General features: G+C 73.4%; 13 protein-coding genes and 1 pseudogene. 7 read left to right on the forward strand and 7 right to left on the reverse strand.

Translation table 11 applies throughout. The features are described 5' to 3' along the window. Positions 1–351: 351 nt before the first annotated feature. The gene (locus ABZW17_RS12830; protein WP_354812716.1) at positions 352–1,197 is read left to right on the forward strand and encodes a hypothetical protein; all 846 of its coding nucleotides are present in this window, start codon (positions 352–354) and stop codon (positions 1,195–1,197) included. Positions 1,198–1,239: 42 nt separating this feature from the next. Here ABZW17_RS12830 and ABZW17_RS12835 read toward each other — a convergent pair whose 3' ends face one another. Next, positions 1,240–4,311, reverse strand: a complete 3,072-nt coding sequence (locus tag ABZW17_RS12835; protein ID WP_354812718.1) for a glycoside hydrolase family 2 TIM barrel-domain containing protein — start codon at positions 4,309–4,311, stop codon at positions 1,240–1,242. Positions 4,312–4,548: 237 nt separating this feature from the next. Between ABZW17_RS12835 and ABZW17_RS12840 the strand changes: the two are divergent. The 3 genes and pseudogenes from ABZW17_RS12840 to ABZW17_RS12850 all read left to right on the forward strand — a co-directional run. Beyond that, positions 4,549–4,623, forward strand: a pseudogene (locus tag ABZW17_RS12840) (hypothetical protein); the annotation flags it as partial. A gap of 113 nt (positions 4,624–4,736) precedes the next feature. Then, complete coding sequence (locus tag ABZW17_RS12845; RefSeq protein ID WP_354812720.1) at positions 4,737–5,258, forward strand: enoyl-CoA hydratase-related protein; 522 nt, start codon at positions 4,737–4,739, stop codon at positions 5,256–5,258. 55 nt (positions 5,259–5,313) lie between these two features. After that, positions 5,314–5,826: a dihydrofolate reductase family protein gene (locus ABZW17_RS12850; RefSeq protein ID WP_354812722.1), complete on the forward strand. Its 513-nt coding sequence runs from the start codon at positions 5,314–5,316 to the stop codon at positions 5,824–5,826. A 46-nt stretch (positions 5,827–5,872) separates the two neighbouring features. Here the strand turns inward: ABZW17_RS12850 and ABZW17_RS12855 are convergent, their stop codons facing one another. Then, the gene (locus ABZW17_RS12855) at positions 5,873–6,643 is read right to left on the reverse strand and encodes an SDR family oxidoreductase (protein WP_354812724.1); all 771 of its coding nucleotides are present in this window, start codon (positions 6,641–6,643) and stop codon (positions 5,873–5,875) included. Then, a complete protein-coding gene (locus ABZW17_RS12860; RefSeq protein ID WP_354812726.1) occupies positions 6,640–7,392 on the reverse strand; it encodes an SDR family oxidoreductase in 753 nt (250 codons plus the stop codon). The genes ABZW17_RS12855 and ABZW17_RS12860 overlap by 4 nt, the downstream gene beginning before the upstream one ends. A gap of 175 nt (positions 7,393–7,567) precedes the next feature. Here ABZW17_RS12860 and ABZW17_RS12865 point away from each other — a divergent pair, with 175 nt between their 5' ends. Further along, positions 7,568–8,380: a hypothetical protein gene (locus tag ABZW17_RS12865; protein WP_354812728.1), complete on the forward strand. Its 813-nt coding sequence runs from the start codon at positions 7,568–7,570 to the stop codon at positions 8,378–8,380. Positions 8,381–8,382: 2 nt separating this feature from the next. Here ABZW17_RS12865 and ABZW17_RS12870 read toward each other — a convergent pair whose 3' ends face one another. Next, complete coding sequence (locus ABZW17_RS12870) at positions 8,383–9,345, reverse strand: zinc-binding dehydrogenase (RefSeq protein ID WP_354812730.1); 963 nt, start codon at positions 9,343–9,345, stop codon at positions 8,383–8,385. Positions 9,346–9,463: 118 nt separating this feature from the next. Here ABZW17_RS12870 and ABZW17_RS12875 point away from each other — a divergent pair, with 118 nt between their 5' ends. Then, positions 9,464–10,072, forward strand: a complete 609-nt coding sequence (locus tag ABZW17_RS12875) for an SGNH/GDSL hydrolase family protein (protein WP_354812884.1) — start codon at positions 9,464–9,466, stop codon at positions 10,070–10,072. 172 nt (positions 10,073–10,244) lie between these two features. On the opposite strand, the gene ABZW17_RS12880 is transcribed toward ABZW17_RS12875, so the two are convergent. From ABZW17_RS12880 to ABZW17_RS12890, 3 genes are read right to left on the reverse strand one after another with little or no spacing between them, the layout of a single operon-like run. After that, positions 10,245–10,976 carry a metallophosphoesterase gene (locus ABZW17_RS12880; protein WP_354812732.1) on the reverse strand — a complete coding sequence of 244 codons (732 nt, stop codon included), beginning with the start codon at positions 10,974–10,976 and terminating at the stop codon, positions 10,245–10,247. Next, positions 10,973–11,782, reverse strand: a complete 810-nt coding sequence (locus ABZW17_RS12885; protein ID WP_354812734.1) for a BON domain-containing protein — start codon at positions 11,780–11,782, stop codon at positions 10,973–10,975. The genes ABZW17_RS12880 and ABZW17_RS12885 overlap by 4 nt, the downstream gene beginning before the upstream one ends. Positions 11,783–11,823: 41 nt before the next feature. After that, complete coding sequence (locus ABZW17_RS12890; protein ID WP_354812736.1) at positions 11,824–12,195, reverse strand: STAS domain-containing protein; 372 nt, start codon at positions 12,193–12,195, stop codon at positions 11,824–11,826. A gap of 113 nt (positions 12,196–12,308) precedes the next feature. Here ABZW17_RS12890 and ABZW17_RS12895 point away from each other — a divergent pair, with 113 nt between their 5' ends. Further along, positions 12,309–12,773: an SRPBCC family protein gene (locus tag ABZW17_RS12895; RefSeq protein WP_354812738.1), complete on the forward strand. Its 465-nt coding sequence runs from the start codon at positions 12,309–12,311 to the stop codon at positions 12,771–12,773. The last annotated feature ends 205 nt before the right edge of the window (positions 12,774–12,978 follow it).

Genomic DNA, 12,978 nt, shown 5'->3' on the forward strand with positions numbered 1-12,978 from the left:
GACCTCCTTTGGACACCGACCGGTCGGTATGCCGACGCTAGGAGGCCGCGGCGGTCCGCGTCAAGCCCGCCCGGGCACGCCGAAATGGCGCACGACAATTCTCGTGCGCCGAAAAAGCGGTAAAACAACGCGGCCAGATGCCACCGTCACAGGGGTACACGTACCTCGGTTCGAAATGGTTCAGATCTTCTTTTCCGACCGGATCACACTGGACAAACCCCTGATCGGGAGGCCACCATGGTCGTCGGCGACCGGACAGGTCCGCCCCATCCGAATACTCCGCCGTATCCCCCGAACACGGCGGAGCACCCATATGTTCACGCTAACTCACGTACGAAAACGGAGTCATTCATGCCTGCTTCCGGTGGACGACACCGCCTCTCCAAGCGGACGAAGATCGCGACCGGGGTCTTCGCCCTCGCGATCGCGGGCGGCGCACTGGCGGTCGCCACGACCTTCGGTGACCCCGGCGCCGCCAACGCCGCCTCAGGCGGTCAGGCGGCGGTCGGCCAGATCAGCTGTCCCGACGTGGCGAGCAAGCTCCCCGCCATCCCCGCCCAGGCCCAAGCGGAGGTGCAACGCAACCTCGACCTGCTCAACACCCAGATCGGCGAAGCGAACAACCGCCTGAAGACGACCGTCGGCCAGGGCGGGCCCAACTTCGTCCAGAACGCCATCCTCGGCCCGCTGGCGGACAAGCGGAAGTCCACGATCGACCGCATCGCCATCTCGATCGGGCGCCGGGCCGAGAAGCCGCAGGGCCTCGACAGCCTGGCCACCTGCTCGGTGGGCGGGCAGGCCGGCACGGGCGCGGGCGGCGGCGCCCCGGCTCCGGCGCCGGCCCAGGGCAACGGCGGCAAGGGCAACGCCGGGCAGAACGGGAACACGGGCAACACCGGGAACGCCGGAGTCGGGCAGATCTCCTGCCCCGACGTGGCGAGCAAGCTCCCGGCCATCCCCGCCCAGGCCCAGGCCGAGGTCCAGCGGAACCTCGAACTGCTGAACACCCAGATCTCCGAAGCCAACAACCGCCTGCAGACGACCGTCGGGCAGGGCGGCCCCAACTTCGTGCAGAACGCCATCCTCGGCCCGCTCGAAGACAAGCGCGTCGCGACCATCAACCGGATCGCCACCGCGATCGGCCGCAACGCCGCGAAACCGCAGGGCCTCGACGCCCTCGCGCCCTGTAGCCGGTGACCACCCGGGCCCGGCGGGGGGTGCGCCCCGCCGGGCCCGTGGTCAGCGCGCCAGCAGGGAGCTGATCCGCAGGAACCCCCGCGCGGTCAGCGTCACCCGCACCTCCGTGGTGCCGACCGGATCGAAGGCGAACGTCGTCGGGTCGTCCGCCCCGGTCCCCCACGTGATCCGCAGGTTCGGCACCGGCTCGAAGCCGTGGGCCGTGCGGTAGGCGACTTCGGCGCCGGCCGGGAGCGTCAGCGTCCCGTCCACGACGAAGTTCGCCGTGACGGCCCTGATCTTCTGCGCCGACGGCCAGGCCAGGGACACCCAGTCCCGCGGCCGCGGCCGGCTCACCGCCTTCAGCGTCGCCGTCGCCTGCTTGACGTAGAAGTTCGACCAGCCGGTGGCCGGGTTGCCGTCCAGCATCGCCGACGGCACCGTGTCCGGGGCGCCGGAGTAGCTCGCGTCCGCGGCCGGGGCGGCCGGCACCACCGCCGCCTCGGTCATCCGCGCGCCCGGGCCGTTGCGCTGCCCGGGGTTCGTGCCCGGCAGGGTGAGCGTCCCCGGCGCCAGGCCCGGCGAACCCGCCGTCACGGTGACCGGGCCGCGGCCGCCGGTCGCCGCGACGACGGCGACGGCCAGGCCGTTGAACGCCGGGATGGCCGGCTGCTGGTAGCTCTGGGCGAGTTCCTGCCGCCCGTTGTCCACCCCGGCGATCCGCCCGGGTCCGCGGACACCGAACCGCAGCACCGGTCCGGCACCGGGCACGACGACCCCGTGCGCGTCCACCACGGACGCCGTCACGAACGTCATCGCCCCGGCGACCACGCCGCCGCCGGGGTGTTCGGCGGCCAGGGTGATCGCGTGCGGCGGCCCGGCGGTGACGAGCCGGTCGCGGGCCACCTCGCGGCCGCCGGACCGGGCGATCGCGGTGAGCGTGCCGGGCTCGAACGGCACGGGCCAGGTCAGGTGCAGCTTGCCGGTGCCGCCGTTCGGGCTGACGTAGCTGCCGGACGGGTCGTTCCTGTCGTCGCCGGTGGGTTCGGACGTCTCCAGGTACGGCCGGCCGTCCACAGTGGTCTTCCGGTCGAACTTCTTGATACCCAGCGACTTCCCGTTCAGAACCAGCTCGACGGTGTCCACAGTGGAGTACACCCACACCGCGACGGGCTCGCCGGGGCGGTGGTTCGTCCAGTCCATCGGCATCAGGTGCACCATCGGCGCGGTGGTCCACTGGCTGCGGAACAGGTGGAAGGCGTCCTTCGGCAGGCCCGCGCTGTCGACCGCGCCGAAGAACGACGTCTTGACCGGGAAGACGTCGTACGGCGTCGGCTCGCCGAGGTAGTCCTGGCCGGCCCAGAGGAACTGGCCCTGGCAGAACTTCCGGTCGCGGTCCTTCTTCAGCGAGTACTCGCCGCTGAACGTCCACGACGCCAGGTTGTTGTCGTACGACGAGGTCGCCCGCTTGCCGGGCGTGTGGTTCTCGCCGGTGTTGAGCAGGTCGGGATCCTGGTAGACACCGCGCGTCGAGGTCTCGGACGACGACTCGGACTCGAAGAAGAACTTGTCCGGGTACTGCCGGTGCAGCCCGTCGATCGACTGGGCGGTGTTGTAGTTGACGCCGAGGCCGTCCAGCTGCTTGAGGATGAGGTCCTGCGGCGACCCGGGCGCGGGCACGCCGCGGTAGCGGTCCGAACCCATCACGATCGGCCGGGTGCCGTCGATCGCCCGGACCGCGGCGATCAGCCCCGCCGCGATCTCCGGGCCGCCGGCCATCGACGCGTCCGGTACCTCGTTGCCGATCGACCACAGCACGACCGCGGGCGAGTTCTTGGCCGCGTGCACCATTTCGGCGATGTCGCGGCCGCTCCACTCGTCGAAGTCGCGGTGGTAGTCGTAGGCGAGCTTGCCGGTCCGCCAGCAGTCGAACGCCTCGACCATCATCACGATCCCGAGCCGTTCGCAGACCGTCACCAGCTGCGGGTCCGGCGGGTTGTGCGCGGTCCGCAGCGCGTTGACGCCCATGGCGAGCATCAGCCGCATCTGGTGCTCGAGCGCGGCCGGGTCGATCACCGCGCCGAGCGCGCCCTGGCTCGCGTGCAGGTTGACCCCGCGCAGCTTCGTCGGCACGCCGTTGAGCGAGAACCCGTTGTCCGGGTGGAATTCGGTGTAGCGGAACCCGAAGTCCGCCGTGGTCGTGTCGAGCGCGCGCCCGGCCACGACGACGTCGGTGCGCAGCCGGTAGAGCCGCGGCGCGCCGGGCGCCCACAGCTGGGGACGCTCGACCCGCAGCCCGGACGTCGCGGTCGCGGTCCGCCCGGCGGGCACCGCCACGGTGACCGAACCGTCCGCCACCACGCGGCCCGCCGGATCGGTGACCGTCGTGCGGACCAGTGCCGTCACCGCGGCACCGGAGTCGTTCGCGACGTCCGTGGCGACCCGGACCGTGCCCCGGCCGGCCGCGATGTCCGGGGTGGTGACGAACGTGCCGTGCCGGGCCACGTGCACCGGCTCGGTGACGACCAGGCGGACGCGGCGGAAGATGCCACTGCCGGCGTACCAGCGGCTGCTGGGCAGCGGGTTCGTCGCGCGCACGGCGAGGACGTTCGGGCGCCCGTCGGTGTGCAGGCGTCCGGTGAGGTCGAAGGCGAACCCGGTGTAGGCGTACGGGTGGTGGCCGAGCAGTTCGCCGTTCAGGTACACGTGGGCGTCCGAGTAGACGCCGTCGAACTCGACCGACACGCGGTTGCCGGCGACCGGGGGCGGCAGCGTGAACGTCTTGCGGTACCAGCCGAGGCCGCCGCGGAAGAAGCCGGAACCGCTGTCGGTGCCCTGGGCGGCCGGCGGGAGTTCGATGCTCCAGTCGTGCGGGACGTCGACGAGCTGCCACGCCGAGTCGTCGAAGGCGGGATCCGGGGCGTGGTCGTAGCGGCCGCCGGGGTCGGTGACGCCGTCGGGGTTCGCCAGGACGAACCGCCAGCCGGTCGTGAAATCGCTTTCCCGGGCCGCCCCCGGCGGCGCGACCGCGTCGGCGGCCCGGGCGATCGGCGCGACGGCCGTGGCGGCGACGGCGGCGCCGACCCCGCCCAGGACGACCCGTCTGGGGAGACCACTCGGCTCTCGTTCCGGCATCGGGCAGCCCCTTCCAGCGCGGCGACGTGCGGGCGGAAAGCACTATGGCACAGAGGTTTCCGGACAATCAAAGGGTTCGATAATTTCGAACCCGGCCCTCGACTTCCCGGCAAGCGACCGCTTAGTATGAGGCTCGACCCCGAGGAGGCGGCGATGTCCACTGTGGATGGTGTGCGGTACGAGGCGGCCGGCGCGGTCGCGACGTGCACGTTCGACCGGCCGGACCGCAGCAACGCGATGGACGTCCCGATGCAGGCCCGCTACGGCGCCCTGCTGCGGCAGGCGGACGCCGATCCGGCGATCCGCGCGGTCGTCGTCACGGGGGCGGGCCGGGCCTTCTGCCCCGGCGCCGACCTGGGCCTGCTGGACACACGCTCGCGGACGGCCCGCCCGCCCGGGAGGGCGGGCACGAGAACTTCCGGGACGTGCTGGCGGCGGCGTCGGCCGGCGTGCCGGTGGTCGCGGCGATCAACGGCGGCTGCGCCGGGCTGGGGTTCGTCATCGCCTGCTCGGCCGACGTCCGGTTCGCCGCCGCGGGCGCGAAGTTCACCACCGCCTTCGCCCGCCGCGGCCTGATCGCCGAGTACGGCATCGCGAAGCTGCTGCCGGAGCTGGTCGGCCAGGGCCGGGCCCGCGACCTGCTGCTGTCCGGCCGCACGTTCACCGCGGAGCAGGCGCTGGACTACGGCCTGGTCCAGGAGGTCGTCCCGGCCGGAGAGCTGCCGCTGCGGGCGCACGCGTACGCCACCGAGCTGGCGACCCACAGCGCGCCGCGGTCGATGGCGGTGATGAAGGCGCAGTTCGCGCGCGAAGCCCTGCTGCCGCTGATGGAGGCGGCGCGCGAGGCCACGGAACTGATGATCGACTCGTTCGGCCGCCCCGAGCTGGCCGAGGGCCTGGCGAGCTGGAACGAGCGCCGTCCGCCCCGGTTCCCGCCCGTGCGATGAGTTTCCGCGGTCCCGGCCGTCGGTACCTGCACCCACTGATCCGGAGGTAGGTCCCATGGCCAAACTGCTCTACGCGTTCAGCTGCTCGGTCGACGGCTTCATCGCCGGCCCCGGCGGCGACATGTCGTGGCTGACCCCGTACCTGGGGCCCGACCCGCTGGTCGAGGACCTGATCCCGCGCATCGGCGCGCTGCTGGTGGGCCGCCGCACGTTCGGCGGCGACGACCCGCACAAGGGCGGCGAGGGCGAGGGCAAGGCGTTCGGCGGCGGCTGGGACGGCCCGCAGGTCGTGCTCACCCACCACGCCCCGGCCCCGGTGCCGGGCGTGACGTTCGCCGGGGACCTGACCGAAGCCGTCACCGCGGCGAAGGCGGCGGCCGGCGAGAAGTACGTCAACGTGCTCGGCGCCGACGTCGCCCGGCAATGCCTGGAAGCCGGTGTCCTCGACGAGATCCTGGCGCTGCCGGTGCCGGTGCTGCTCGGCTCCGGGGTCCGGATGTTCGACCGGGCGGGCCCGGCCGTCAAGCTCGAACCCCTGGCCCCGCACTGGTACCGGGTGCTCGGGTAGGCCGCGGCGCCCCGCCGTCGTCGCGGCGGCGGGGCGCCCCTGGCCCTCACTGCGGCCCGAGCGCCTCTTCGACCTTGCGCTGCAGCTTGTTCATCCCGCCCAGCCACCGGTCGGTCTCCGTGGCACGCGCGGCGTAGTAGCCCGCGACCTCCGGGTGCGGCAGCACCAGGAAGCGCTTCTCGTCGATCGCCGCGAACAGCGCGTCCGCCACCTGCTCCGGCTCGATCGCCGACGCGCCCATCAGCAGCTGCCCGGCGGTGCCGGTGCTCTCCAGCATCGCCGTGCGCACGCCCTGCGGGCAGATCGCCTGCACGGTGATGCCGCGGTGCCGGTAGGTCGCCGACAGCCACTCGGCGAACGCCAGCGCGCCGTGCTTGGTCACCGAGTACGGCGCCGAACCCAGGCTCGTCAGCAGGCCGGCGGCCGACACCGTCGCGATGAAGTGCCCCCGGCCGCGCTCGAGCCACGCCGGCAGCAGGAGGTTGGCCGCCCGGACGTGCGCCATGACGTTGACGTCCCAGGTGCGCGCCCACACCTCCTCGGGGCTTTCCGCGCCGCCGAAGGGCGCGATGCCCGCGTTGGCGCAGAAGACGTCGATCCCGCCGAGGGTTTCCCGGGCGCTCTCGACCAGCTTCGCGACGCCTTCGGGGCCGGCGACGTCACCCGCGAAGGCCGTCCCGCCGACCTCCTTCGCCACTTCGGCGGCCTTGTCGCCGTCGAGGTCGGCCACCACGACCCGGGCGCCTTCGGCGGCGAAGCGGCGGGCCAGCGCGGCACCGATGCCGCCCCCGCCGCCGGTGACGACGACGCCGGTCACAGGCCACCGCCGAGGGTCACGCCGCCGTCGAGGACCACGGTCTGCCCGGTGATCCAGCCCGCGTCGTCGGACAGCAGGAAGGCGACCGCGCCCGCGATGTCGGCCGGGACGCCGAGCCGCTTCATCGGGTACGCCGCGGCGACCTCCTCCTCGCGACCCTCGTACAGCGCCGTCGCGAACTTCGTCTTGACCACGGCCGGGGCGACGGCGTTGACGCGGATCTTCGGCCCGAGCTCGGCACCGAGTTCGACGGTCAGCCGGATCAGCGCGGCCTTGCTGACGCCGTACATGCCGATGCCCGGCGAAGCGCCGAGGCCGGCGACGGAAGCGACGTTGACGACGGCGCCGCCGTGCTCCCCCATCCACGCGTCGCGGGCGCGCTTGGTCCAGCCCAGCGGCGCGAGCACGTTGACGCCGAGGATCTTCGCCGCGGCGGCGGGGTCGATGTCCAGCGTGGGGCCGTAGGCGGGGTTGATGCCGGTGTTGTTGACCAGGTAGTCCAGCCGCCCGAAGGTCTCGATCGTCTTGGCGACCGTCTCGTCCTGGTGGTCGGTGTCGTCGGCCTTGCCGGCCACGAACATCGCGACGTCCGGGCCGCCGAGCGAGCTGACGGCCTCCTCCAGGGCCTCCGGCTTGCGCGCGGTGAGGCACACCTTGGCGCCCCGCTCGACGAGCGTCTTCGCGATCCCGAGGCCGATGCCCCGGCTGGCCCCGGTGACGATCGCGACGCGATCCTTGAACGAGTTCACGGGTCTCCTTCGGCTGTGGTGCCCGGCACATACCAAGCAGTCGGTCAGGGGTCATTATGCGCGATGCGCCCCGGGTCTCAAGGCGGACACACGTCACACCCGCCGCCGCGACGATGTCCGGAACGTGACCTTCTTCCGATAACTTCCGCGGATCACCCGACACCGAGGGGGCGCCGTGCGCAAGGCCGGCTTGTCGATCGCCACCGCCGCGCTGGTCCTGGCCGCCTGTGACCCCGGCCCGGTCCCGCCGCCGGTTCCCTCGGCGCTCACGGCTCCGGTCACCGACGTCGCCCAGCTCGTCGCGGCCGCGCGCGCCGGCATCGCCGAAGCGCCGTCCGCGGCCTTCGGCATGGCCGCCGTGCTCGGCACGGACACGACGGAGTCGACCGGCTCGCTGAGCTTCGACGGCAGCACGAGCAGCCTGACGATGGTGCTCGACGGCCACGAGGTTCGCGTCATCGGCCGGAAGACCTTCACCCACTCGCCGGCGGGGCTGCCGGGCAAGGAGTGGATCGGCACCGATCCGGACAGCGCCGACCCGGTCCTGCGGGCGGCCGGCGGGGCGGTGCCGGTGATCGTGAAGCTGCCCGACCTCGGCCGGGCACTGGCCGAGATCGAGCGGACCGGCCGGCTCGTCTCGGCGGAGCCGACGCGGCTCGAAGCCGGGCCGGTCAACCACTACGTCCTGGAGCTCGACACCGCCAAGGCACCGGAGTTGTTCCCCGAGCTCGCGGCGCCGTCGCCGGACGGCAAGCCGGTCCGGACAGCGATCGCCAAGGTGCCGGCCGAGCTGTGGCTCGACGCGGCGCGGCGGCCCGTGCGGTTCGCCGTCGACTTCACGGCCGGGGCCCCGGCGGGGGCGCACGGGGACCCGACTCTGCGCGCCACCACCGACTACCGCGACTGGGGCAAGCCGGTGGACATCCGGCAACCGCCCGCCGACCAGGTCGTCGACCTCGGCGAGCTGATGAAGAAGATGGGGACCTGAGGTCACCGCACGCGGAGCACGAGCTTCCCCGTCGTCGAGCCCGATTCGAGGCGGCGGTGCGCCACCACGGCGTCGGCCAGCGGCAGCGGTTCGACGTCGACGCGCAGGGTGCCGTCCGCGACGGCCGCCACGGCGCGCCGCAGGGCCCGGCCCACGGTTTCCGGCGCGACGGCGGACAGCGCGGCGAGGTTGAAGCCGGCCACGGTCCTGTTCGTGAACCACAGTTCGTTGGCCGAGATGCCGGCGTCTTCGGCGCCCGAGGCGTTGCCCATGACCACCAGGCGGCCCAGCGGGGCCAGCCGGTCGAGGCTCGCGCGGCGCATGGGGCCGCCGACCATGTCCACCACGACGTCGAACTCGCCGGTGCCGCCCACCTCGTCGCGCAGGACGACCTCGTCGTAGCCGTAGGCCCGCGCCGCGGCGATCTTCGCCGCGCTGCCGACGGTGCCCACCACCCGGCCGGCGCCGAGCAGCCGGGCGACCTGCCCGAGCTGGCTGCCCACCCCGCCGGCGGCGGCGTGCACCAGCACGCGCTCGCCGCGCTTCAGCCCGGCCACGAGCTCCAGCACGAGGAAGGCGGTGGTGCTGTTGGACGGCACCGCCGCCGCCACGACCGGATCGGTCCCGCCCAGCGGGGCGACGAGCCCGGCGGCGGTGGTGACGACCTCGGCGTAGCCACCGCCCGCCACGATCGTCAGCGCGGCCACCGGCTCGCCCACGGCCAGGCCGGTCACGCCTTCGCCGAGCGCACGGATCCGCCCGGAGACCTCGATGCCGGGAACGAACGGGAGCGGGACGTCGACGACGCCCTGCCGGTAGAGGATCTCGGCGAAGTTGGCGCCGGCGTGGGCGACGTCGATCGAGACCTCGCCCGGTCCGGGCTCCGGGACGGGCACGGACGCGAGCCGCAGGACCTCGGCCGCGCCGAACTCGGGGATGGTGACCGCCTTCATGCTGTTCGTCATGCGGCCCAGCCTGCGGCGCCCGCGGGGGCCGGGCCAGGCCCGGCTCGACCTGGGTCCGCCAGGACCAGGCTCGGGGCACCCGGGAAACAACCGAGGCCGGGCCACGTTGTACCCGGTGATGACCGCACCCTTGAGATTCTGCGTCCTCGGCGACTCCCTGGCCGCGGGCGTCGGCTGCACCCGCGAGGACGACACCCTCGGCCACCGCCTCACCCGGCGGCTGCGCGACGCGGGCCACACCGTCCGCCTGCGGGGTCTCGGCGTGCCCGGCGCCCGCTCGGCCGACCTCGCACGCCAGGTCGGCGTCGCCCTCGCGCAGGGCGTGGACCTGGCGCTGATCGTGATCGGCGCGAACGACCTCGCCGGCTTCGTCTCCCCGGCGGTCGGCGCGGGCCAGCTGCACGACGCCGTGACGCGGCTGGTCCGCGCGGGCGCCCGGGTGATCGTGGTGCCGGCGCCGGACCTGGGCATCGTGGCCCGCGTGCCAGGCCCGTACCGGGCACTGGTCTCCGCGGCCAGCGGCCACTACGCCCAGGCCCAGGCGGAAGCGGCCATCCGGGCCGGCGGCGCGGTGGCCACCGCGGGGCCCGAGCTCGCCGCGCGCTTCGCCGCGGACCCCGCGCTGTTTTCGGCCGACCGGTTCCACCCGTCGTCCGCCGGGTACGCGGTGATCGCGGACGGGCTGGCGCCCCACGTGCTGGCCGCGGCCGAGCAGCTCGCCGCCTGAGGTCGGCGGCGCGCGGGTTTCCCCGGTGTTCGGCGGCTCCCGGACCGTCACGGGTGGCAGACAGGACTTTCGGCCGCCGGAACGCTCGCCGGCGCGGCACCGCGCACGCCCAGTCCTCTCTCGCGCCCCGCCGTCCGGGGAGGCGGCCGCACGGTGGACAGGAGCAGGCGGGTCAGCGGCGCGCGGACAGCTCCGCCGGGTGCAGCTCGTACAGCGCGTACGCCTTCCGGATCACCGGCTGGGCCACGTTCCGCACCCGCACCCCGCCCGGGGTCACGCCCTGCTCGCAGCCGAAGTGGGCGTGGCCGTGCAGGGCCAGGTCCGCGCCGGCCTCGTCGATCGGCTCGCACAGCAGGTACGACCCGAGGAACGGGTGGATCTCCGGGGGCTCGCCGTGCAGCGTGCCGGGGATCGGTGCGTAGTGCGTCAACGCGACGACGACGTCCGTCTCCAGGCTTTGCAACGCTTTGCGCAACGAATTGGCCGACGCCATCGTGTGCTCGACGAAGTCCTTCATCTCGCGCTCGCCGAACCGGCTGGCGCACTTGCCGGCGAACCCGCCGCCGAAGCCCTTGACGCCCGCGACGCCCAGGGAGCCGTCGGGCAGGTCGAACCGGACCGCGTCGCCTTCGAGGACCGCCACCCCCGTTTCGCGCAGGAGGTTCGAGATCGGTTCGGCGGCGTCGCTGTGGTGGTCGTGGTTGCCGAGCACCGCGGCGACCGGCACGCCGAGGCCGGCGACCTCCTCCGCCACCACGCGGGCTTCCTCGAGGGTGCCGTGCCGGGTGAGGTCCCCGGCCAGCAGCAGGACGTCGGCCGTGCCCGCGAGGTGTTCCAGGGCCGGCCGGAGCAGGCCGCGGGAGTCCTCGCCCAGGTGCACGTCCCCGACCGCGGCGATCCTCATCGGCCGATCTCCTCCGCGCTCGCCGGTTCGCGGACGTCCGCCACGCGGATGTCGTTGTGCACCAGCTCTCCGGTCAGGTACTCGCCGACCACGGCGTCCACCTCCGCCTTCCGCGCGGGGCAGGTCACCTCGCCGGTCAGGTGGACGTGCTCGCCCCGCACGGTCACGTGCACGCCGAGTTCGGCGGTGCGGGGGTCTTCGGCGAGGGCCCGGCTGAGCCGGGCGACGAGGTACTGCGGTGCTTCGGGCACGAGAGCCTCCTTCGGGTCGATCACGGCCAGGTCGCCGAGCAGCGCCAGGAACGCCCGGGCGTAGGGGGACGCCGACACCTGCACGGCGACGTCGGTCCAGCCGACCTGTTCGCGCAGGTCGCGGGCGATCCGCAGGAGCGGCGCGAAGTCGCAGCGGTGCGCGCTCAGCACGAGCAGCTTGTCCACCAGCAGGTCGGTGCCGCAGACGACCGGCGCCGCGGTCGACCCGATCCGCATCAGCGCGGCGCGGTCGAGCAGCTCGTCGGTCACCGGCCGGTGGTTGGGGCCGTGGATCAGGTCGACCAGGATTTCGCCGTCGTAGACCTTCGTCAGCCAGTCCTCCGGCGGGTGCACGCGGCGCAGGCCCGCGGCGGTGAGCGCCTCCGCGGCCCGGTCCGCGTCGCCGGGTTTGAGGAACAGGTCGACGTCGTGGTCCGACGGCGGGCCACCCCTGGCGTACACGGCCAGGCCACCGGCCACGGCGAACCGGATGCCGGTGCCGTCGAGCGCGGTCACCACGCGGGTCAGGCTCTGCAGCAGCGCCTCCGCTTCCATGGCGGAGGACTACCCGCGCGTGCGCCGGCCCTAACCGTCGGTCACGCGGCCAGCTCCCGGATCCACGCGCGGGCCTCCTCGACCGTCGGGTGCAGCGCCAGTGTCTCGTCCAGCCGGGTGACCTGCAGGGACCGCAGCACCGGGCGGCCGTCGGCGACCACCGCGAACGGCAGCCGCCCGGCCTCGGCCGTCGAGACGAGCTCGGCGATGACCTGCAGGCCCGCGGAGCCGCAGAAGGTGACCGCGCCGAGGTCCACGATGAGCGCCGGGGGTCGTCCCGCCAGCGCCTCCCGCGCACCCGCCCGCAGCGCCGGTGCGGAGCCGAGGTCCAGGTCGCCGCCCACCGCGACGACGACGGCTTCGGGCACGGTGCGGATGCGCACCGTCAGCGCGGGCGCCGGATCGTCGGGCACGCTGCCTCCTCTTCGTCGGATGCCCGAACCCTAGAACGGTTGCATCGTTTTGTCATCGATTTGCCGGGTAACCGGACCGGACGATCCCGACCCCGGCGAAAGGACAGGCCAGGATGAGCACCGTCACCGAATCCGTCGACGTCGAGACCGACGTCACCACCGTCTACAACCAGTGGACGCAGTTCGAGTCGTTCCCGCGGTTCATGGAGGGCGTCGACGAGATCCGGCAGCTCGACGACACCCACACCCACTGGCGGATCAGCGTCGGCGGGCAGACCCGGGAGTTCGACGCCACGATCACCGAGCAGCACCCCGACGAGCGCGTCGCCTGGAAGTCGGTCTCCGGGCCGACGCACGCCGGCGTCGTCACGTTCCACCGCCTCGACGACCGGCGCACCCGGGTCACCGCCCAGCTCGACATCGACCCGGACGGCTTCGTCGAGAACGTCGCCGACAAGCTGGGCATCCTCGACCGCCGCGTCAAGGGCGACCTCGGCCGGTTCAAGACGTTCATCGAGGACCGCGACGGCCGGGAGACCGGCGCCTGGCGCGGCGACGTCGACCGCCCGGGGAACTGATTCCAGCGTGCGACCGCCCCCGCCGTCACCGGACGGCGGGGGCGGTCGCGCGAATGCCGGGGCGGCGAGGTCGCGCAGACAGCCGGTTGTTCCGCGGCCGACGCTGTCGGCGACGCACTGGCTTGGCGCGCAGGGCAACCCGCTGGCCTGATCGCCTTCGGCTGGCTCGTGTCGTCCCTGCTGCCCGGCCGAGGTTTCCCGATGA

The sequence above is a fragment of the Amycolatopsis sp. NPDC004625 genome, from assembly GCF_040609695.1.
Taxonomy (GTDB): Bacteria; Actinomycetota; Actinomycetes; order Mycobacteriales; family Pseudonocardiaceae; genus Amycolatopsis.